General features: G+C 61.3%; 20 protein-coding genes. 10 read left to right on the top strand and 10 right to left on the bottom strand.

The genetic code is table 11. From position 1 onward, the window contains the following. Nucleotides 1-59: 59 nt before the first annotated feature. Complete coding sequence (locus ACODSO_RS21090) at nt 60-830, top strand: SDR family oxidoreductase (RefSeq protein ID WP_068368235.1); 771 nt, start codon at nt 60-62, stop codon at nt 828-830. Nucleotides 831-858: 28 nt separating this feature from the next. Here the strand turns inward: ACODSO_RS21090 and ACODSO_RS21085 are convergent, their stop codons facing one another. The 6 genes from ACODSO_RS21085 to ACODSO_RS21060 form a co-directional block, all read right to left on the bottom strand. Next, nucleotides 859-1,956: an oxidoreductase gene (locus ACODSO_RS21085; RefSeq protein ID WP_489038649.1), complete on the bottom strand. Its 1,098-nt coding sequence runs from the start codon at nt 1,954-1,956 to the stop codon at nt 859-861. Between the two features lie 19 nt (nt 1,957-1,975). Beyond that, nucleotides 1,976-2,266, bottom strand: a complete 291-nt coding sequence (locus tag ACODSO_RS21080) for a YciI family protein (protein ID WP_068368233.1) — start codon at nt 2,264-2,266, stop codon at nt 1,976-1,978. Between the two features lie 150 nt (nt 2,267-2,416). Continuing rightward, entirely contained in the window at nt 2,417-4,033 is a 1,617-nt protein-coding gene (locus ACODSO_RS21075) for an AMP-binding protein (RefSeq protein WP_082897497.1), read from the bottom strand. Nucleotides 4,034-4,144: 111 nt separating this feature from the next. Continuing rightward, complete coding sequence (locus ACODSO_RS21070; RefSeq protein ID WP_068368230.1) at nt 4,145-5,290, bottom strand: acyl-CoA dehydrogenase family protein; 1,146 nt, start codon at nt 5,288-5,290, stop codon at nt 4,145-4,147. Nucleotides 5,291-5,414: 124 nt separating this feature from the next. Continuing rightward, complete coding sequence (locus tag ACODSO_RS21065; protein WP_068368226.1) at nt 5,415-6,320, bottom strand: alpha/beta hydrolase; 906 nt, start codon at nt 6,318-6,320, stop codon at nt 5,415-5,417. A gap of 30 nt (nt 6,321-6,350) precedes the next feature. Next, complete coding sequence (locus tag ACODSO_RS21060; RefSeq protein ID WP_082897496.1) at nt 6,351-8,030, bottom strand: flavin-containing monooxygenase; 1,680 nt, start codon at nt 8,028-8,030, stop codon at nt 6,351-6,353. Nucleotides 8,031-8,329: 299 nt separating this feature from the next. On the opposite strand from ACODSO_RS21060, the gene ACODSO_RS21055 reads away from it, so the two are divergent. Next, a complete protein-coding gene (locus ACODSO_RS21055; protein WP_068368224.1) occupies nt 8,330-9,121 on the top strand; it encodes an SDR family NAD(P)-dependent oxidoreductase in 792 nt (263 codons plus the stop codon). A gap of 44 nt (nt 9,122-9,165) precedes the next feature. Here ACODSO_RS21055 and ACODSO_RS21050 read toward each other — a convergent pair whose 3' ends face one another. Further along, nucleotides 9,166-9,846 carry a TetR/AcrR family transcriptional regulator gene (locus ACODSO_RS21050; RefSeq protein ID WP_489038647.1) on the bottom strand — a complete coding sequence of 227 codons (681 nt, stop codon included), beginning with the start codon at nt 9,844-9,846 and terminating at the stop codon, nt 9,166-9,168. A gap of 354 nt (nt 9,847-10,200) precedes the next feature. Further along, entirely contained in the window at nt 10,201-10,365 is a 165-nt protein-coding gene (locus tag ACODSO_RS21045; protein ID WP_489038646.1) for a hypothetical protein, read from the bottom strand. Between the two features lie 162 nt (nt 10,366-10,527). Between ACODSO_RS21045 and ACODSO_RS21040 the strand changes: the two genes are divergently transcribed. Then, nucleotides 10,528-11,838: an MFS transporter gene (locus tag ACODSO_RS21040; RefSeq protein ID WP_489038645.1), complete on the top strand. Its 1,311-nt coding sequence runs from the start codon at nt 10,528-10,530 to the stop codon at nt 11,836-11,838. A 63-nt stretch (nt 11,839-11,901) separates the two neighbouring features. Then, nucleotides 11,902-12,750 (top strand): 3-hydroxybutyryl-CoA dehydrogenase, encoded by an 849-nt coding sequence (locus ACODSO_RS21035; protein ID WP_489038644.1) that lies wholly within the window; start codon nt 11,902-11,904, stop codon nt 12,748-12,750. A gap of 182 nt (nt 12,751-12,932) precedes the next feature. On the opposite strand, the gene ACODSO_RS21030 is transcribed toward ACODSO_RS21035, so the two are convergent. Then, a complete protein-coding gene (locus ACODSO_RS21030) occupies nt 12,933-13,826 on the bottom strand; it encodes a TIGR03619 family F420-dependent LLM class oxidoreductase (protein WP_068368210.1) in 894 nt (297 codons plus the stop codon). Between the two features lie 545 nt (nt 13,827-14,371). Then, nucleotides 14,372-15,013 carry a TetR/AcrR family transcriptional regulator gene (locus ACODSO_RS21025; protein ID WP_489038643.1) on the bottom strand — a complete coding sequence of 214 codons (642 nt, stop codon included), beginning with the start codon at nt 15,011-15,013 and terminating at the stop codon, nt 14,372-14,374. A gap of 115 nt (nt 15,014-15,128) precedes the next feature. On the opposite strand from ACODSO_RS21025, the gene ACODSO_RS21020 reads away from it, so the two are divergent. From ACODSO_RS21020 to ACODSO_RS20995, 6 genes are read left to right on the top strand one after another with little or no spacing between them, the layout of a single operon-like run. Beyond that, a complete protein-coding gene (locus ACODSO_RS21020; RefSeq protein ID WP_068368203.1) occupies nt 15,129-16,706 on the top strand; it encodes a carboxyl transferase domain-containing protein in 1,578 nt (525 codons plus the stop codon). Between the two features lie 5 nt (nt 16,707-16,711). Then, nucleotides 16,712-18,718: an acetyl-CoA carboxylase biotin carboxylase subunit gene (locus ACODSO_RS21015; RefSeq protein WP_068368220.1), complete on the top strand. Its 2,007-nt coding sequence runs from the start codon at nt 16,712-16,714 to the stop codon at nt 18,716-18,718. Beyond that, nucleotides 18,715-19,881, top strand: coding sequence for an acyl-CoA dehydrogenase family protein (locus tag ACODSO_RS21010; RefSeq protein ID WP_068368200.1), 1,167 nt, complete (start codon nt 18,715-18,717; stop codon nt 19,879-19,881). The genes ACODSO_RS21015 and ACODSO_RS21010 overlap by 4 nt, the downstream gene beginning before the upstream one ends. Further along, on the top strand, nt 19,878-20,363 hold the full coding sequence (locus ACODSO_RS21005; protein WP_068368197.1) for a MaoC family dehydratase: 486 nt from the start codon (nt 19,878-19,880) through the stop codon (nt 20,361-20,363). Before ACODSO_RS21010 ends, ACODSO_RS21005 begins: the two co-directional genes overlap by 4 nt. Beyond that, nucleotides 20,360-21,220, top strand: a complete 861-nt coding sequence (locus tag ACODSO_RS21000) for an HpcH/HpaI aldolase/citrate lyase family protein (protein ID WP_068368194.1) — start codon at nt 20,360-20,362, stop codon at nt 21,218-21,220. The genes ACODSO_RS21005 and ACODSO_RS21000 overlap by 4 nt, the downstream gene beginning before the upstream one ends. Further along, complete coding sequence (locus tag ACODSO_RS20995) at nt 21,213-21,611, top strand: carboxymuconolactone decarboxylase family protein (RefSeq protein ID WP_068368191.1); 399 nt, start codon at nt 21,213-21,215, stop codon at nt 21,609-21,611. Before ACODSO_RS21000 ends, ACODSO_RS20995 begins: the two co-directional genes overlap by 8 nt. The last annotated feature ends 132 nt before the right edge of the window (nt 21,612-21,743 follow it).

Raw genomic sequence — 21,743 nt, 5'->3', positions numbered from 1 at the left:
TTTTGTTGTCAGATGAACCGTAAGGTTGTCGTACACAGACCGATCGAGAGGCGTGCGTCATGGATCTCAGCGAATCTTCCGCCATTGTTACCGGGGGCGCTTCCGGCCTCGGTGAGGCAACAGCCAGGTTGTTGGCCCACCAAGGGGCACGAGTGGTCATTCTCGACCTGCAGACCGATCGGGGAGAGGCAGTAGCCGGTGACATCGGAGGCCGCTTCTGCCGAGCCGACGTCACGGACGAGAAATCCGTCGCGGCTGCAGTCGAGGCCGCGGTCACCATGGGCCCTCTACGTGCATTGGTGAACGCTGCAGGCTTCGGCCAAGAACGTCGGACCGTATCGGCCGATTTCGACCCGTTACCGCTCGAAGCATTCGCGAGAGAAGTTCAGGTCAATCTGATCGGTGCCTACAACTGCGCCAGACTCGCTGCCGCTGCCATGGCGAAGAGCGAACCGACGTCCGATGGAGCGACGCGTGGATCGATCCTGCACACGGCCTCCATCGCGGCCTTCGAGGGGCAGGTCGGCCAGACGCCCTATGCTGCGGCCAAAGGAGGCGTAGTGGGTATGACGCTGCCGATGGCGCGGGACCTCGCCGAGTTCGGCATCCGAGTCAACTCGATCGCGCCGGGATTGTTCGATACGCCGATCTTCGACTCTTTGCCACAAGGCGACGCTTACAAGAACAAGTTGGCGAGAAGTGCTGTCTTTCCCAAGCGCGCCGGGTACGCCCAAGAATTCGCCCGACTGGCGCTCGAGCTGTTGACGAACGACTACATGAACGGCGAGACCGTCCGGTTGGACGGCGGCCTGAGGATGCCCGCACGGTGACCGTGCAAGTCCCCTTCCCAGCGATCACTCAACGACGGGGATAGTCGACATACCCCTCGGGACCACCAACGTAAAAGGTATGGGGCCGCGGAACGTTCAACGCACATCCGTCGCGCCACCGCTCGACGAGGTCAGGATTCGCGATCGCAGCCCGGCCGACAGCGACTGCGTCGGCACCCGCGTCGAGAAGCATGGCACAGGCATCGGAAAGCGTTGTGATCGAGGCGAATCCAGTGTTCAGAACAAGAGGCCCTGCGAAACGGCGACGAAGTTCCTGGACCAGGCTTCCCTCTGGACTATCATGCAAAATTGAGAGATATGCCAGGTCGCCTCGATTCACGTGATCGACGAGCCTCCCGTACGTGTCCACTACATCGGCCGAATCCGTCTCGAGCGTTCCCTGTACGTCGTGCCCAGGTGAGATTCGCAGCCCAACCCGGCCCGAGCCGATTGCACATGCGACGGCGTCGATTACTTCTTCGACCAGTCGGGCTCGATTTCGCGGTGTGCCGCCGTACAGGTCTGTGCGCTGGTTGGAATTAGGCGCGAGGAACTGGTGAAGCAGATATCCGTTTGCTGCGTGGATTTCCACGCCGTCCATACCTGCGGCCACGGCCCGCTTTGCCGCCCTGGCAAACTGCTGGGCGACATCCCCAGCCGACGCCGTTGTCAGTGCTGTAGGTATCGGAAAGCGTTCCTTGCCCGCCTCGGTTCGCGCGGTGCCAGGGGCTGCAATCGCGCTCGGTGCCAGCACTTCGCGGCCTCCCGTTATGCCCGGATGGGTGAGACGGCCCGCGTCCATCAATTGCACCACGATCTTTCCACCAGCATCGTGGACGGCCGCAGCAACTCGAGCCCAGGCGGCCTGATGCGCATCGTCGACCAAACCTGGTTGCCCGAGGTAGCCGCGCGAAGCCTCGGTGGTAAAAGTTCCCTCCGACACGATCAGACCCATGCTGGCGCGCTGGGCGTAGTACTGAGCGACGATCTCCCCCGGCCGCCCATCGGGCTCGGCTCGTAGTCGCGTCAACGGAGCCATTACCAATCGATTGACCACCGCGATTTCGCCGATGTTCATCGGTAGGAAGAGACTGTTCGATTCGTCGGACACAACTGTTCTCGTCATTCTGGCTTCGGGAACCGACTCAGTTCTCCGCCAGTTCGTCAATCGACGCCATCGACACGGCGAACGTCATCATCTTGTACTCGTCGACCAAGCCGGCCCGGACGAACGGGTCTTGCTGCATCAGTGCACGGAGGTCATCTTCGGAGACCCCGCGGGCGAGGACCACTCCGCCGACCGAGGATTGGCGGGCCCCCGCTGCGACGAACGTTCCGTCGTCGAATCCTTGCTTGATGAAGGCGAGGTGCTCTGCAACAAGGCTCTTGTCTTCGTCGGCAAGAGGACGTGAATACGTGCTGTAGGCAACAATCATGGAAGCGACCTTTCGTCGCGCCGGCGCGCCGGCGCTCTGAGTGCTGTAAGTGGTTGCGTTGAGGCGACATCGGCCCAACATGGAGGCCGGGCGTCGGTTTACCCGACGCCCGGCTCGCGTGCGACTGCCAGTAAGACTGATTCAGCCCGTTCAGATGCGAAAGCTGTCGCGCAGCACAGCTTTTTGAATCTTGCCTGTGGCCGTCTTCGGAAGCCCCGACACCACATCGATCCGCTTGGGGACCTGGAATCCTGCGAGGTGTTGCTTGCAATGGGCCAGCAAGCGACCGGCAAGCGCCTCGGCGTCGATGTTGGGATCGACCGGCACGACGACGCCGGTAACGGACTCGCCCCATCGGTCGTCAGGGACGCCGATCACTGCTGCTTCGAGGACATCGTGGCAGCTCAGTAACACACGTTCCACCTCGACCGAGGACACATTCTCGCCGCCGGTCTTGACGATGTCTTTGACACGATCGGTAAACCAGATCACGCCTTCTTCATCGACATGCCCGAGGTCGCCGCTGTGGAACCATCCGTGCTCGAACGCCGCAGCGTTAGCGGACGCATTGTTCCAATAGCCCGACATGACATGCGGGCCTCGGTAGACGATTTCACCGGTTTCGCCAGCTGGGAGAAGTTGGCCGGACTGGTCCATGATCTGCGCATCGACCGTGACAACCGGCGGACCCCACGACGCAGACTTCGTCTTCTGGTGCGATGGGAACTGGAACACTGTGGCCGGGACAACCTCTGTTTGCCCTGAGCCCAGCAGAATTTTCGCATTAGGAAACGCCGAGGCGATCAGGCCGATCCGCTCCTCCGGCATCGGTGCCATGGCATAGATACACATCCGAACCGAGGACAGATTTCGAGTCGCCAGACTCGGTGAGTCGAGCACGGCGCTGAACATGGTGGGCAGCAGCATGACGTGTGTAGCGGCATGGCTCTCGGCTAGATCCAAGAACGACTCCGCCTCGAAACCTGCTGGGAGAAGGACCGTTCCACCGGTCAGCAGAATCGGCAACGTCAGAGTATCCAGTGCCGTTGTGTGGAACAGCGGCAATACGACGGGGAAAACGCTGAACTCGTCGCCGCGGCGATGCTCGAGTTGTAGAGCGTTACTCATCAGCGCAACGTACACGGACACATGGCTCGTCAGTACGCCCTTGGGGCGTGCCGTTGTTCCCGAGGTGTACAGGCAATGCATCGTGTCGCGGTCGTCGACAACGACTTCGAGCGGACTCGAGTCGGCCGCGACGTCGTCCCAGCGAACGACCTCGCGACCACAGATGGTGGCTGGAACCTCGTCACCGATGAGCACGATTCGCGTGACCGCAGGCACGGACGGCAGCGCTGCCTCCAGCAGAGGAACGTACGCCGAATCGACTATGACCGTTGTTGTGCCGGAGTCCTGCAGGATCCACGCGATGTCGTCGGTGGAAAGCATGAGATTCATCGGCAACGCAACGATTCCGGCTTTTGCGCAGCCGAAGAAGCTGGCCAGGAAGCGCCAGGAGTTGCCGAGTAGAAAGGCCACGGGCTCCTGGCTGCGGACACCGGACTCAAGCAGTCCGCGGCCGAATGCCTCAGCTGCGCTGTCGAGTTGGGAGTAGGTCACTTCCTCGTGGGAATCGGCGACTGCCGTTCGATGCCCGAACAGGCGGGCACTGCGCGTCAGCAGGTCGCCGACCGACATCCGGGTGGCAAGGTTGAGGTCGAGCTGACCTACCTGAGAGACGTCAGGACGCATGAGTACCGCCTTCATTCCGAGCTACGTTCGCCTGCTTCATCATTCCACTCATGTCTGTAAAAATTCGGCTGATGGTTCGAGCACCGGTCATGCCCACCGAGAGAATCGGGCTCGCCGCATCACTCGTCACGCAATCAGTCCGTCTCTGCGGGCGAGTACCTGAAGCATGACCTCGTCAGCGCCTCCCCCGATGGAATGGAGCCGACTGTCACGTAGGAACCGAGCGGTCCATGTCTCCTCCATATATCCCATGCCGCCATGGAACTGAAGGCATTCGTCGGCAACTTCCCGAGCCAAACGCCCAGCCATGAGCTTGGCTACGGTCGCTTGTCGGATGATGTCCTCGCCGGCCATATGCGCCTCGGCCGATTGGTAGTTGTGCGACTGCAGCACATCGACTTTTGCAGCGAGTTCCGTGAGTCGAAACGCAATGTACTGGTTGTCGGCAAGGGACTTGCCGAACGCTTGGCGCTCCCGAACGAATTCACGAGTCCGTTCCAGAGCCCACTGGCAGGCCCCCACTACGCCGTACGCGCCGAACATCCGCTCGATCACGAACTGCGACATCTGCTGCTGGAACCCACGTCCGATCTCGCCGATCGTGTTGGACACCGGAACGCGGACGTTCTCGAAGTATAGCTCAGCGGTATCGGACGAGCGGTTTCCCAGCTTGTCCAACTTCTTGGAGACCGAGAAGCCCGGTGACTTCGTTTCGACGATGATCTGACTCATGCCTCGATAGCCGCCCTCATCGGAGGTGCGAGCCAGCAGGCAAAGCCAGTCGGCTTGGGTCCCGTTGGTGATGTAGAGCTTGCTTCCGTTGATGATCCAGTCGTCGCCGTCCCGAACAGCGCGAGTACGGATGCCGGCGACGTCGGAGCCAGCGCCCGCTTCGGTCACTGCGACCGAGCAGACCTGAGTACCAGCAATAGCCGGGGCGAGATACCGCCGCTTGAGTTCGTCGGTACCGAACTCGGCGAGAGAGGGTGTCGCCATCATGGCCTGCACGCCGATGGCAAGAGGTACGCCTGCTGCACCGGCGCGATAGAGCTCCTCGCACAGCACCACGGTGAAGGAGTGTTCAGCGCCCTGGCCGCCGTACTCCGGGTCGTACTCGAGGCCCAGCAGACCCAGCTCACCGAGCTTCGGAAACAGTTCGTGGGCAGGGAAGGCACCCGCCTTCTCCCATTCGTCGAGATGGGGTGCGATATCCCGTTCGACGACATCGCGGACCATCTTGCGGAACGCGTCGTGCTCAGTAGTGAATTGCATAGTGATCCCTCAGTGTTTCGAATGTGAGCTGTGGATGTATGGGTGACGCGGACCCATCAAGACGATCGAGCTGTCAGGTCAGCCACGAAAGCGGTGACACCCACAGATGTGGGTGTCACCGGGCTCAGCGGCCGAACTGGGCTTTCAACCATTCCCCGGCGTTGCCGATGGTCTCGTCCGCTTCTTTGGATCGGCCGGCCATGAATACGTACACGTGTTGCTGCCCGGGCGATTCCTCCAGTGTCGCTTCGACACCGGCTTCACGCGCCTGCTCGACGATGCGCTGCGCGTTGTCCAACAGAGTTTCCGCGTCACCCACGGACGCGAACAGAGGAGGCAGGCCGGCCAAGTCGGCGTACAGAGGGTTCGCCAGAGCAGTGTTCGGCGTGGTTTCGCCCAGGTACATACCGGCCATCATCCCGCTGACCTCAGGCGAGATCAGCGCGTCATTGTCGGCATTCGTCTTCATCGTCTCACCGGTGACTTCCATGTCGAGCCACGGTGAGAATGCGACGATCGCTGCAGGCAACGGCTCTCCCAGTTCCCGCAGCCGTAGCGCCGTACTGATCGATAGGTTGCCGCCGGCCGAATCCCCTGCCACGGCAGTGGATTCCGGAGAGTACCCCTGTTCCCGCAACCAGCGGTGCACGATGATCAGATCCTCGATCTGTGCCGGGAACGGGTTCTCGGGAGCCAATCGGTAGTCCGGCACGATCGCTCTGGATCCAGCCGCTTTGGCAAGGTGAGCGGCAAGCTTGCGGTGACTTGCCGAGGAGCCGGTCACGCACCCCCCACCGTGTGCGTACACGATCACACGATCTGTTTGTGCACCCGCGGGTGTGATCAGTACGGCGTGAACGCCGCCGGCATCGACGTCTTCATAGGTGACGTCGGTGGGCTCGGTTGCGAGCACCGCCAGCCCCTCCAACATGTCTCTCATGGTGGGAAGATCCATCGGCGGCTCGGCACCCATCCGAACCCCCATCGCGGTGTAGAGGTCGAAGAGCGCGTTCGGTTGAGCTGTTCCCATGGTGATGTCTCCTTCGGTGACGGGTCGGACTCAGTTGCTGACAGCGACAGGTTGGGCGGGACTGAAGACGTACGAGTCGTAGCCGCCACTGGCGACTTGCTGGCACGCTTCACGGAAGGCACCGACTCCGCCGAAGTAGAAGAGGGCGGCCCGCGGCTTGCCGGGAATGTTGTCGCCGAGGAACCAGGAGTTCGGCCCCACCGACAGGACGGTCGCGTCGACGATGGCGTTGACGGTCTGCCGCCAGATTTCCATCGACTCCCCCGTCGGCTCCATGGTCGCAACGTTCGTGTCGCGCATGAACCGGATTGCGTTGCCGATCCACTCCGCGACGCCATCGATGACCACAGGAATGTTCGCGAACGGTGTCTGTGGACCACCGATCATGAACATGTTGGGGAATCCCTCGACATTGATTCCGAGCTGGGTGCGGGGGCCATCGGTCCAGGCATCGGCAAGGGTTCTACCATCTCGGCCGCGAATATCCAGGCCACGGTAGCTGCCGGTCACTGCGTCGAATCCTGTTGCGAAGACGATGATATCGACCTCGTACTCGCGGTCTCCGACTTTGACACCCTTCTCGGTGATGCTGGAAATTGCCGTCTCGCTCACGTCGACGAGGTTGACATTCTCCCGGTTGAAGGTCTCGTAGTAGAAGTGCCCCAGCGGGGGTCGCTTGCCCGCGATGGGATAGTTCTCCGGGCACAGCAGATCAGCAGTCTTGGGATCCGTGACGATGGATCGAATCTTGGATCGAACGAAATCTGCGACGACCTGATTCGACTTCGGATCGACCAGAATGTCGTCGAACGTTTCGAAGATGAAGTGGAAGCCGCCGATTTCCCAGCCCCATTCGAGTATCTTCTGGGCTTCTTCGGGGGTGACGTCGTTGATTGTTCGGCCCGCAAGATCCATCGGGAAACCGAAGAAGTGCAGTCGGCTCTTCTCCCAGATGCTGTCGTAATTTGCGCGGATTCCCTGACGTTCTTCTGCTGTCAACGAGTAGTTACGTGCTGGGAGAACAAAGTTGGGTGTGCGCTGAAAGACGGTCACCTCGGACGCCGTGTGCGAGACGATGGGAATCAGCTGCACGCCGGTGGCACCGGTGCCGATGACGGCGACTCTTTTGCCTGCGAAGTCGACACCCTCGTGTGGCCATCGGCCAGTCACGTGCCACTCCCCGCGGAAGTCGTCCAAACCGGCGAAGTCCGGCTTGTAGGGCACCGATAGTGGACCGGCGGCCGGGACGAAGTACGTGCACCGGAACGTGTCGCCGGTGTTTGTGCGGACGATCCACTCGGTGCTCTGCTCGTCGTACTCAGCTGACGTGACTCGGGTCTCGAACTGAATATTTCGGCGCATGTCGAGGCGGTCAGCGACAAAGTTCAGGTAACCGAGCGCCTCGGATTGCGTCGGGAACCGTTCGGTCCAGTCCCACTCGTCCTGGATCTCCGGGAACGGGAAGGCATAAACCCAGCTCTCACTGTCGGTACGGGCACCGGGATAGCGATTCCAGAACCACGTGCCGCCCACGTTGTCAGCCGCCTCGATGACGATCGACGACAGGCCGAGCTCACGCATCTCGTGCAGGGCGCGCAAACCTCCGAACCCCGCGCCGACGATGACGGCGTCGACCGTTGTCTCAGCGCCGTTCGACGTTCGATCGCCGTTTACTGAACCCGCTGGTCTCGTCCCATTGTCCACAGTCATGGCTGGTTGCTCCTGTTCTGCCGCGCACATCGAGGCGCTGGCCGGTGGTAAATCGGGTGTCACCGATCTCGCCGGTCACTGATCGACCTTGGCGGTGACGACCATCACATCGCATCACTAACATGACTTGTTTGTCAACACCCCTGCGCATTTCTATAGCGCCGATGAAGACTGAAACTCCACGTTAAGGCAAATAACCCAGCTGCAAAGGCGGATCCACACCGACCCACTGTTGACTGCCATGTCGACTATGCGATTGGCTGTATGCAGCTGCCCCGTTCACACCTTGGAGATGCCGGATGCACACAGAGCCTCACCTGACCCCCCTGACCGGCAAGTCCGTCATCATCACCGGTGCTGCCGGGGGGATCGGCCGAGCGTTGGCGGTAAGGCTCGCTGCCGCCGGTGCCAATATCACCGTCAACGACCTCGACGATGCAGGCGCACACGCAGTTGCGCGCGAGGTAAGTGGGATCGCAGTAACGGCCGACTGCGCGTCGGAGGACGGGATCGCAGCCCTGATAGCCGGCGCGACTTCGGAATTCGGTCAGGTCGACGTCTTTATCGCAAACGCCGGAGTTTCGGGCGTCGGCGATATCGATGCTTCCGATGAAGACTGGCAACTGGCACTGGATGTCAATGTGATGGCGCACGTTCGAGCTGCTCGACTACTCGTCCCGTTGTGGATCGGCAAAGGAGGCGGCCGGTTTGTCGTAACCGCCTCGGCCGCCGGGTTGCTCACCATGCCGGGGGCGGCGCCCTACGCTGCATCGAAGCACGCCGCGGTCGCGTTCGCCGAGTGGTTGTCCATGACGTACCGACACCGCGGCATCGTGGTGCAAGCAATCTGCCCACAAGCGGTGCGAACCCAAATGCTGGGAGGACTGGGTGCACTCGCGGAGGTCGCTGAACGCACAGGCACACTCAGCCCGGAAGAGGTCGCCGAGCAGGCCTATCAAGGAATGCTGGATGATCGATTCCTCATCCTGCCCCACCCCGACGTGCACCGCTTCTACATGAACCGTGCGACCGACACCGACCGCTGGCTCGGTGCCATGAATTCACTGGTGCACTCGGCCACTGACAGCTGACAGCTCGACCGTCGAGCGCCGGACCATCTGCGTCGAAACATGTGTCAGTCGTGCGAATCAGGATCGAGCCCGATACCGCGCGCCCACAGCCGTGTGAGCGTGTCCACGGTCAGCTCCTCGACAAACGAGTCGCCGAACAGAAAGGCATGGCGCGCAGCCTGTTCCGCCATGCCACCCAAGCTTGCAGCGGCCCGTTCGGCGTCCAGCTTCGGGTCGGCGAGACCCTGCTCTTGCAGACGCCGGATGCCGGTCGTGATTCGATCCACGAAAACCGCACGTATCTGCGCCAGCAAGTCGTGGAAGTAGGGATCGCGAAACGACGCCTCTTCGATGGCTCTGAGAACACCGGCGTTGCGCGCGTAGGAGGCGAAGTATCGAGTGTTCGCCGCTCGGATGCGTTCGACCGGCGATCCGCCGTCACCCAAGCCCGAGCGCGTCGCCTGAAATAGATCCCCCATCGCGCCATTGACGACCTCGCGGAAGATCGCATGCTTCGAGTCGAAGTACGTGTAGAAGGAGCCGTGGGACATGGCCGCTCGCCGTGGAATGTCGGCGATCTTGGTCGAGTGAAAGCCCTGTTCCTCGAATACTTCGCGAGCTGCGTGCACTAAAGCGTTGCGGGTGCGTCGACCGCGGGGAGTTGTCGGCTGGGCCGATGCAGTGTCCGGTGGCAGAACAGAAGGCTCCGCGGCGGGGCTCGGAGAGTTCGGTAAAGGAGTGACCACACTCCCAGGTTCGCACACCACAGCCGTTCGAGGCACCCCGACACCTCCTCAGCACGCGACCACGACCGGCTGCACGACCCCGAGGAGCCGAATTGTCGTCCGACCATACGAGACCTAACGTGTCGCAGCGCCAACGCTCAGGGCGACACTGCAGCAGGGACCTGAGGGGCACGACTCCGCGTAGTTCCCCGTGAACAGCAGACCTTTGCAGTGCAGCGAGCATGACTCATGTATCAAGTTCGACTTGAGGCAATGGCAAGCCGCAGCCGGTATCAGGGGAAATTGTGGCTATTGAGCACCTGAATCATCGTCAGCATCATATATTGACTTAAACGTCAAGTAAAGCTACTTTAACTACCCGTCGCGGATCTGGTAGATCTCGTCGGTACACCGACGAAGGCGAACTTCTGACTGCTTGTCCGACAGCGACTGCGCCACGCCCTCCGGACCGACGAACTCGGCGGAAATCGCCGCGCACACCTTGCCGCGCACGCCCCTGCGCCCGGCGGCCAAGGGCATTACATCAATCCAGTCTCTTTCATCGAGTTCCTCAGGCAGAAAGTCGAGCCGGGTATGACTACCTCGGAGTACACACTCACAGAACGATTGAACCGCATTCCAGTTCTCACGAAGCGCCACAAGATTTGGGGCGCAGTCGTTGCCGGCCTTTTGGTGTTCGAAATGGCAGATCTGAACGCCTTTGCATACGTCGCCCCGACGCTACGCGAGCAGTGGGGGCTGTCCGTCGATGTCGTCGCGTTCATCAGCGCAAGTGCCTTTCTCGGAATGTCGCTCGGCGCAGTGGTCGGCGGAATTCTCGCTGATCGCTTCGGCCGCAAACGCCTCTTGGTGTGGGGAACGGTTTTCTACTCGGTCCTGTCGATTCTGTCAGCGACATCCAGCGGCCCCATGCAACTTGCGGCATACAGATTCTTCATCGGAGCGGGCCTCTATGCCGTGACAGTTGCGGCGCTGACCTACGTTGCCGAGATGTTCCCCCGCAACTATCGAGGGAAAGTGCAGTCCTTGTTGCTGGCCGTCGCATTACTGGGCATCCCGTTGATGTCCTGGCTGAGTCGCTGGGTTGTACCGCTGGGCGATAACGGATGGCGATGGGTGTTCGTCGCTGGCGGCAGTGGACTGATCGTCGCGCTGGTTGCCTCGCGACTGTTGCCGGAGTCAGTTCGATGGATCGAGCAGAATCCCGGGGTCACGGTCGACGCGCGAAGTGTCGAGATCGTCGACGCCATCGAACGCCAGTCGGTGCACATCACAGGTGCCGACCTTCCCGCTCCGGTCACCGCGCAGGCAGTTCCTGCCGGTACCGCCCGCGACTTGGTGCGCAGTGGCTATCTCAAGCGTGCGGTGGTCATGTCTCTGACGCTCGCCTTCGCGACATCTGCGTTCTACGGCTACAACTCGTGGATGCCAATCCTTCTCACCGAGCATGGATTCAGCACAAGCAGCAGCTTGACCTACACGTCGATACTTGCGATCGCGGCCTGCCCTGGAGCGCTACTCGCGTTTCTGTTCATCGAGCGGGTCGAACGTCGTACCGCCATCATGGTCATTTATCTGCTGACGGCGGTACTGCTGGTCGTGTTCGGCACCACCGATTCCAACGTGGTCTTCACGGTGTCCGGAGTCGCTATCAGCCTGCTGCTCTACTGCAACACCGCGGTCATCTACACATACATCCCGGAACTCTTCCCAACTCATCTGCGCGCGTTGGGAACTGGAATTCCCAGTAGCGTGGGACGACTTGCGACAGTCATCTGCATGTTCGCAATCGGCGCGATTCTCGGCCAATCGGGCTTCACGTCCGTGTTCATATTCTTGGCAGCAGCGTCCGGCCTTGCCGCAGTGACCGTCGGGGTTTTCGGTGAACGCACCAAAGGACGGACACTCGAGGACATCGCCGCGATCGACGGCGTCTCGACGGCGCCTTCGACACCGGTGCGATCCGCACCGACTCACGAAGCCGAGGCCTGACTCCGCGCACAGACACGTGCGCTACAGACCTACTTCGATTGCTGCTGACAGAAGGAGTACCCGGTGGAGACCAAAGTTGGAGTCGTTGGCGGTGGTTCAATGGGAGCCGGCATTGCCGAGGTCGTGGCACGCGCCGGCGACCCTGTCCTGATCCTCGAACGCGACGAAATGGCAGTTACTGCTGCTGCCGCGAGGATAGACAGTTCGCTTCTTCGCGCCGTCCACAGGGGAAAGCTCACGCAAAAAGCTTGCGACGACGCACGGAGTTTGATCACCACTACGCTCTCGGTCGACGACTTCGCCGACCGAGAGCTGGTCATCGAAGCGCTTCCAGAGATCGAAGAAATGAAGTCGGAGCTCTTCCGTAGACTTGACGCTGTCGTTTCGACCACGGCTGTTTTGGCTTCCAACACCTCTTCCATTCCGATCAACCGTCTCGCGAATGCGACTGCGCACCCGGAACGCGTCGTTGGCATGCACTTCTTCAATCCGGTTCCCGTGATGGCTTTGGTCGAGATAGTGGTCGGACTGCGAACTTCGGAATCAGTGGCTGGCTACGCCACGAACTACGTAGCCGAACGCTTGTCCAAAGACCCGATCCGCTCGGGCGACCGTGCGGGATTCATTGTCAACACACTACTGGTCCCCTACCTCGTTTCTGCCATTCGGATGCTTGAGTCCGGTTTCGCCCGGGCCGAGGATATCGATTCAGGAATGGTGGCAGGATGCGGACATCCGATGGGACCGTTGAAGCTCTGCGACACAGTTGGTTTGGACGTAATAATGGCTGTGACGGACTCGCTGTACGACGAGTTCAGAGAGTCGCAATACGTACCGCCGCCGCTGCTGCGCCGCATGGTCGAAGCCGGACGTTTGGGACGCAAGACTGGACATGGTTTCTACACCTACTGATTACCCATTCACCGTCGTCGGACCCCGATGCAGTCTGGAGCTCAACAACGTCGAGGATCGGTATCCGCATACTCGCAACCGGCGCGCTCAACCTGGCCATCACCGAATCAGATGGCCAGGCTGGCTCGATACCGACGTTTGAGCGCGCTGCACTCAGTTCCTGACGCCGAGACGGTGGGTCCTCAGGACTTCGCAGCAGCAGTCGAGAGCAAACCGAACTCGTCGGCCAGAGATTGCATCTCGGCCAACAGGTCGTCCAGCGGGACGTCCTGAAGCCAGACGACCACACGCTCCGCGCCAGCACGGTGAAGGGCCTCGACCTCGCTGCGAGACCGCCATTGCCCCTGCAGTCCGAACACCGTCACACTCAGATCTTCGCGCCGTCGTCCGACCTGGTCCGCGGCTGCGTGCATTTGCTGAACTCCCTCGGCAAGCTCCTCCGCAGACTGGACGATCGGGATCCAGCCGTCACCCCACTCGGCGATGCGGCGGAACACTTTCGGTGATCCCATCGAAGCCAGTAGAACCGGAGGGTGTGGTTTGCTCAATGGTTTCGGAAATGATCGCACTGGCGGAAAATCAACGTACTTCCCATGGAACTCCGATGGGTCGGTCGTCCACAGAGCTTTCATAGCGGCGACGTGTTCGGTGACCTGGGTCCATCGCCGCTTCCAATCACCACCCATGACAACACATTCCGTCTCGTTCCAACCTGTGCCGACTCCGAGCAGGAGCCGACCGCCGCTTATGTTGTCGAGTGTTCCGATCTGCGAGCCAGCAAGAATCGCCCCTCGTTCGGCAGGAAGAAGCACTCCCGTTCCTAATTTGATCGTACTGGTGGCAGCGGACGCACGAGCCAGGCAGATCAGCGGGTCAGACTCTCTCATTACCAGCGACGGAGGTTCGTTCGCCCCTTCCTCCCACCGTCCGGGATAGTTCAAGAGGTTCTCGTCGACTGGGACAACTGGATGGTCACCCAGCCAGTAGGAATCGAACCCCAATTCTTCGGCGCGCCTTGCTACCACCGCTGGATCATGGTCGTGATCGGCTGGGACCTGGATGATTCCGATCTTCATGCTTCTACTGAACATTGGAGGAAGCGGCCTGAGTGTGACCGCCAACACATAACATCACTGGTTGACTTGATAGTCAAGTACCGTGTCGTTGCCAGTTACACTATCGGTGGGGCGAATCGGGGAGTCCGACCGCCAGGTAGGCCAACGTCAATTGACATACATGTCACCTCGACTCCTTGGTCCGTCAGTCGCTGACGCGTTGGCGATAACGGCCGAAATGTCGACGCGCCGAGCACTACGACCTTCAAAAGGTGGTACATCGAGCCATTGACTACCCACGAGGAGGAGAACTCCAGCATGCGTGTGAGGCTGTCGGCGGATGATCGTGAACCCGCAGAGCGTCGGGCGGCAGACATCCGTTCGGAAGATCGCGAGTCGCCAGATCGCACATCGCTGCCAGCGTCGCGTGCTCGCTCGAGTGATTATGATGGAGGGTGGGTACGCGGAGGTCGCGAATCATCGCTCCGTGAAGACCTTTTCGATCGAAACACTGCAAAGCCGCTCGGGAACCACGTGTAGGTCGAGGACCGGGAAGACACGCCAGTTCATCTTTCGGCGGTACTCAACCCGAGTGATCCCATTGCCATCACCCGTAGTAGAGATTTCGTATTCTTCGATGGAGTGTTGCCTGCGCTGTAGGGAGTCGAGTTGATCAATCCGAACACCGCATGGGCCTTGGTTCTGGCATCTGACTCGCTCGTTGCGGGTTCTGCGGCACACAAGCTCGAAACCCACAGCTCTACGTACTCCCGCTGCATGCGGCGAATTCGTCTTCGCGCAGATTCCGGTGCGTTGTACAGGTCGCGATCCTGAATGCGGATGAGAGCGGGTGATCCTAGAGCGAAGTCGATGTGAAAATCGATCAGCTCCGACAGGATGATTCTATTGGTGACCACGTCAGCAGCGGTGTGACGCGCCACCACATCACGGCCCCCGCCCAGGAGGTATTCCGAGATGTCGACCAGCAGTTCGACTAGAACTGCTTCCTTGTTCGGGAAATGTCGATACACGGCAGGGCCGCTTACTCCCACGGCAGAACCGAGATCTTCGAGTCTGACCGACGCGAATCCCCGCGCGGCGAACAGCGATGCCGCGGCGGACAAGAGCTGTGACCGTCTTTCGGCTTTGCGCTGCTCGCGCAGCGTCGTCGGTTTGGGTTCGGTGTGGTGCGTCGGTTGCGTTGTCATCGCATCATTTCTGCTCAGCCACTGGACAGTTCAGTTAATCGTAGTTTACTATACGATTAGTTACATGCGATTAACTGAAATCACCTGGTTTGACGACGACTGAGGCGCGCACCATATGGCAATCGAACTGACCGCCAACAGAACCGAGCACGAACTGCTGAGCAAGCAGCTCGCCGAACGAATCGCCCGAGCCGCGCTCGGTGGAAACGAGAAATCGCGGGAGCGTCATGTAGCTCGCGGAAAACTGCTGCCCCGCGAGCGGGTGAACGAGCTCCTCGATCCCGGTAGCCCGTTCCTCGAGATCGCACCGCTCGCAGCCAACGGTCTCTACGACGACGAGTGCCCCGGTGCCGGCGTCATCGCCGGTATCGGCCGCGTCTCGGGGCGCGAATGTGTGATCGTCGCCAACGACGCCACCGTCAAGGGCGGAACATACTACCCGATGACGGTTAAGAAGCATCTCCGCGCGCAGGAGATCGCCCTGCAGAACACCCTTCCGTGCATCTATCTCGTCGACTCGGGTGGCGCATTCCTGCCGCGTCAGGACGAGGTGTTTCCCGACCGCGAGCACTTCGGCCGCATTTTCTACAACCAGGCGACGTTGAGCGCCAAAGGTATTGCACAGATCGCGGCGGTGATGGGCTCGTGCACTGCAGGCGGTGCCTATGTACCGGCGATGAGCGACGAAGCGATCATCGTCAGGAACCAGGGCACCATTTTCCTCGGCGGACCCCCGCTGGTGAAAGCCGCCACGGGTGAGATCGTCACGGCCGAGGAACTCGGCGGTGGAGACTTGCACTCGAAGGTCTCCGGAGTCACCGACCATCTCGCCGACGACGACCGCGACGCACTGAAGCGAGTCCGCACAGTCATTTCCACGCTCGGCCCGCGCACCCCGGTCCCGTGGGACATCCTCCCCACACGTGAACCCATTGCCGCTCAGACCGAGCTGTACGACGTCGTTCCCACCGATCCACGAACCCCATACGATGCGCGAGAGGTTATCACCCGCGTCGTCGACGCGGGTCGATTCGACGAGTTCAAGGCCGAGTACGGCAAGACGCTCGTCACAGGATTCGCTCACCTCCACGGTCACCCCGTCGGGATCATCGCCAACAACGGCGTTCTGTTCGCCGAGTCGGCCATGAAAGGTGCCCACTTCATCGAGCTGTGCGACAAGCGCAGCATCCCCTTGGTGTTCCTGCAGAACCTGTCCGGTTTCATGGTCGGCCGCGACTACGAAGCAGGCGGCATCGCCAAACACGGCGCCAAGATGGTGACGGCAGTGGCGTGCGCGCGGGTTCCCAAGATCACCGTCGTCATCGGCGGTTCCTACGGCGCAGGCAACTACTCGATGTGCGGACGGGCCTATTCACCACGTTTCTTGTTCATGTGGCCCAACGCGCGAATCTCGGTGATGGGCGGCGAGCAGGCAGCGTCCGTCCTTGCCACAGTCCGGGGTGACCAACTGGACGCGTCGGGTAAGCCGTGGTCGGAAGAAGACCAGGAGAAGTTCAAAGCTCCCATCCGCCAGCAATACGAAGATCAGGGCAATCCCTATTATTCGACGGCCCGGCTCTGGGACGACGGCATCATCGATCCGGCCGACACTCGGCAAGTTCTCGGGCTCGCTCTCTCGGCGTGCGCCAATGCGCCGCTCGAAGCGGTCTCCTACGGCGTTTTCAGGATGTGAGTGATATGACCACCAGCACGAGGCAGATCGATACGGTCCTGATCGCCAACCGCGGCGAGATCGCTGTACGAGTAGCGGGTACGTTGCGCCGCATGGGTATTCGGTCCGTGGCGGTGTACAGCGACGCCGACGCAGGTGCCCGCCACGTCGCCGAAGCCGACACCGCCGTGCGCATCGGACCTGCAAGCGCACGTGAGAGCTACCTTGTCATCGACAAGGTGATCGACGCAGCGAAACGTACCGGCGCACAGGCCATTCACCCGGGTTACGGTTTCTTGTCGGAAAATGCCGATTTCGCCTCTGCGTGCGCAGCCGCCGATATCGCATTCCTCGGCCCGCCGGCCCGAGCGATCGAGGTGATGGGCGACAAGATCACCGCCAAGGCGGCAGTCTCCGAGTTCGGTGTCCCCGTCGTACCCGGTATCTCTCGACCCGGCCTGACCGATCACGACCTCATCATCGGAGCCGAGGATGTCGGATTCCCGGTATTGGTCAAACCTTCGGCCGGAGGCGGCGGCAAAGGCATGCGCCTGGTCGAACGCACCGAAGATCTACCCGCAGCGCTGGCCAGCGCGCGACGGGAAGCAGCATCCTCCTTCGGCGACGACACCCTCTTCCTCGAACGATTCGTGTTGCGGCCCCGGCATATCGAGGTACAGATCCTCGCCGATCAACACGGCAACGTCATCCATCTCGGCGAGCGTGAATGCAGCTTGCAGCGGCGACACCAGAAGGTCATCGAGGAGGCACCGTCGCCATTGCTCGATGAAGCAACCCGGGCTCGCATCGGCGAGGCCGCCTGCAACACTGCCCGCAGTGTCGACTACTCCGGTGCAGGGACGGTGGAGTTCATCGTTTCGGCCGACAGCCCGGACGACTTCTTCTTCATGGAAATGAATACTCGTCTGCAGGTCGAGCACCCGGTCACCGAAATGGTCACCGGACTCGACCTCGTCGAGTGGCAGGTACGGATCGCCGCCGGTGAAACATTGACGATCACGCAGGACGACATCACCTTGACCGGGCACGCAATCGAAACGCGTGTTTACGCTGAGGATCCCGGCCGCGGATTCCTCCCCACCGGAGGCACCGTCGTCGGACTACGCGAACCCGCCGGCGAGAACGTGCGCATCGACTCCGGGCTTGCCGTCGGCACCGAAGTCGGCAGCAATTACGACCCGATGCTCTCGAAGGTCATCGCCTACGGACCCGACCGTCCCAGCGCCCTCCGCACACTCGACCGGGCGTTGTCGGAGACCGCGGTCCTCGGTGTCGTCACCAACATCGAATTCGCACGATTCTTACTCGCGGACAACGACGTTCGCGCCGGCAAGCTCGACACCGGGCTCCTCGACCGCCGCGTCGAGGATTTTATCGCAGCTCCCGTCACCGACGAAGCACTGATTGCTGCTGCCGCGTTGGATTGGCTACAGCTCTGGCGCACCGCAGGCGATGACATCTGGGCATCGCCGTCGGGATGGCGAGTCGGGGCACACACGCCGTTCGTCCTCCGCCTCGTAGTCGGCGACAGGGCCGCGCACGTATCTATCTCCGGCACACCGGACTCGGCGAAGGTCGCCATCGACGACGACCCTCCCAAGTCGCTACACGCAGACTCCACCGCCGACATCGTGAATGTTGTTGTCGACGGCCGCCGCGAATCCCTCACGTTCGCACGAGACGAGGCCTCGACCTGGATATCGAGTTCCCGCGGAACGTGGCAACTTCGGGCCGTCGCCGAACCCAGTGTCCGCGAAGAGGACGCGCACTCCGGCAACGCCGAAATTCTCTCACCGATGCCCGGTTCGATCATTGCAGTTGCGATGAAATCCGGAGACACCGTCACTGCGGGCACCGCCATCGTCGTCGTCGAGGCGATGAAGATGGAACACACCCTGACCACCCCGATCGACGGCACGGTCGAACTCACTGTCGCAGTGGGCGATCAGGTCCGCGTCGATCAGATCCTCGCCCGAATCGTTCCCACACCCACCGAAGAGGACCAGCCATGACCGATCACCTGTCGTCGTCGAATCTGCCCGACGAGTACCAGCAACTGGTCAAATCCGTTGCCGACTTCACCAGAACGGTCGTAGCGCCGGTGTCGGCGAAACACGATGCCGAGCATTCCTTTCCGTACGAGGTAGTCGCAGGCATGGCGGAGATGGGCCTGTTCGGCCTGCCGTTTCCCGAGGAGTTCGGCGGCATGGGCGGCGACTACTTCGCGCTGTGCCTGGCGCTCGAGGAGCTCGGCAAGGTCGATCAGAGCGTCGCGATGACCCTCGAAGCCGGTGTCTCGCTCGGTGCCATGCCGGTGTACCGCTTCGGCAACGACGCACAGAAGCAGCAGTGGCTGCCCAAGCTCACCGCAGGCAAGGCCCTGGCCGCGTTCGGTCTGACCGAGCCCGGTGCCGGCAGCGACGCGGGCGGCACCAAGACCACCGCCAAGCGTGACGGCGGCGACTGGATCATCAACGGCAGCAAGCAGTTCATCACCAACTCCGGCACCGATATCACCGAGCTCGTCACCGTCACCGCGGTGACCGGCGTCGACGAGGCGACCGGACGCAAGCAGATCTCGTCGATCCTCGTTCCCACGAACACCCCCGGGTTCGTCGCCGAAGCGGCCTACAACAAGGTCGGCTGGAACGCCTCCGACACGCATCCGCTCAGCTTCACCGATGTGCGCGTGCCACAGGAGAATCTGCTCGGGCAGGAGGGTCGCGGGTACGCGAACTTCCTGCACATTCTGGACGAGGGCCGGATCGCGATCGCCGCGGTATCGGTCGGCGCAGCGCAGGGATGCGTCGACGAAAGCGTCAAATACGCCAAAGAACGCGAAGCGTTCGGCCAACCCATCGGCCGCAACCAAGCGATCTCGTTCAAGATCGCTCGGATGGAAGCGCGCGCTCATACCGCACGGACGGCGTACTACGACGCGGCAGCCTTGATGTTGGCGGGTAAGCCGTTCAAGAAAGCAGCCTCGATCGCCAAACTCGTCGCCTCCGAAGCTGCGATGGACAATGCGCGTGACGCGACGCAGATTCACGGCGGCTACGGCTTCATGAACGAGTACGTCGTCGCTCGCCACTACCGCGACAGCAAGATCCTCGAAATCGGCGAAGGCACCACCGAGGTGCAGCTGATGCTGATCGCGCGGAGCCTGGGACTATGAGCGACAAGCGGATTCGCCAGCAGGGCCTGTGGTTCGAGGAGATGGAGCTCGGCACCGTCTACGAGCACCGGCCGGGCCGCACCATCACCGAGGCCGACAACACCCTGTTCACCACGCAGACGATGAACACTCAGGCCCTGCACCTCGATGCCGCCTACAGCGAGACGACAGCGTTCGGCCAGCGTCTGGTGAATTCTATGTTCACCGTCTCCACTCTTGTCGGACTGTCGGTGACGCAGTTGACTCAGGGCACCATCGTGGCGAACCTCGGTTTCTCGGAGGTGTCGTTTCCCAAACCGCTCTTCCACGGCGATACTCTGTACGCAGAGACGGTGATCACCGACAAACGTGAATCCAAGTCCCGACCCGGCGAAGGCGTCGTGACCTTCACCCACACCGGCCGAAACCAGCACGGAGACATCGTCGCCGTGGCTGTCCGCAAAACCCTCGTACGATTGCGGCCCACTGAGGAACCGTCATGACGTGGTCATCGCCTGGGCCTGCCTGGTTGTTTTGCCCGGCAGATCGACCGGAACGGTTCGCCAAGGCCGCCGCTCGCGCGGACGTTGTCATCCTCGACCTCGAAGACGGTGTGGCACCAGCAGACAAGGCCGCAGCACGAGAAGCTCTCATCTCCACACCGTTGGACCCCGCCACCACAGTGGTCAGAATCAATCCCCAGGGAAGCGCGGACTGGTCAGCCGATCTCGCTGCACTCGATCGTACTGACTACCAAATCGTAATGCTCCCCAAATGCGAGGGCCCACAACAAATCGCAGCGCTCGCTCCGCGTCTCGTCATCGCGCTGATCGAATCGCCTCTCGGTGCGATCAACAGCTACGTTGCGCTGGGTGCCAACAACGCCGTCGGAGCGATGTGGGGTGCCGAAGACCTCGTCGCGGCGCTCGGTGGTAACTCCAGTAGGTTCAACTACGGCGGTTACCGCGACGTCGCACAGCATGTTCGATCGCAAACACTCTTGGCGGCAAAAGCACAGGGCGTTTTCGCGCTGGACTCAGTGTTCCTCGACATAGGCGACCTCGCAGGCCTACGCGACGAGGCCGACGACGCGGTCGCAGTCGGGTTCGACGGCAAAGTAGCGATCCATCCCACCCAGGTTGGCGTGATTCGTGAGGCCTATGCCCCGACCGAGACGGAAATCGATTGGGCGGGGCGTGTGCTCGCCGCGGCGAAGACCAATCGCGGTGTCTTCTCCTTCGAGGGGCATATGGTCGATGCCCCAGTCATCCAACACGCTCGTCGCATACTCGCGCGTGTACGTGAGGGAGACGTTCGACGGGCGGATCAGTCCCTGTCACCGGGGGCCGTAGATGCCTGATGACGCACCAACGCCTGGGCTCGCGCAAGGGATAGCTGTTCGATCGGCCGTCATGGGTGCCGAGTTCGTTCAGGGTGCCTTCGACCGCGCCCGAGAAACTGAATCGGAAGACATACAAAGTTTTGTCACAGAACATATCTGGGGCGCTTTGTGGTCGCGGCCGCAACTGGACAGAGCCCAAAGAAGTTTGGTCACTATTGGAATGCTGACCGCTCTGCGCAGCCACGACGAACTTCGAGGACACGTTCGGGGGGCGCTCACCAACGGTCTGTCTCGTGAACAAATCACCGAGGCAATTCTCCACGCCGTGGGTTATTGCGGGGCACCAGCTGCACTTGCCGCTATGCGGGTGGTCCAACAAGTCTTCGACGAGTCGAACAACGCGGCTTGATCTCGGACCCAACACGTTTGCACGCACGATCGAATCGCCAGGCGGACGGTGCACTGGGCCCACACTGTCCGATCGTGCACCGACACCGACGGTGGTACAAGGCCATCACAGTCGATAGTAATAGCTCACTTT

This window comes from Rhodococcus sp. FG69, assembly GCF_057808915.1.
This window is presented reverse-complemented; position numbering and strand designations above follow the sequence as displayed.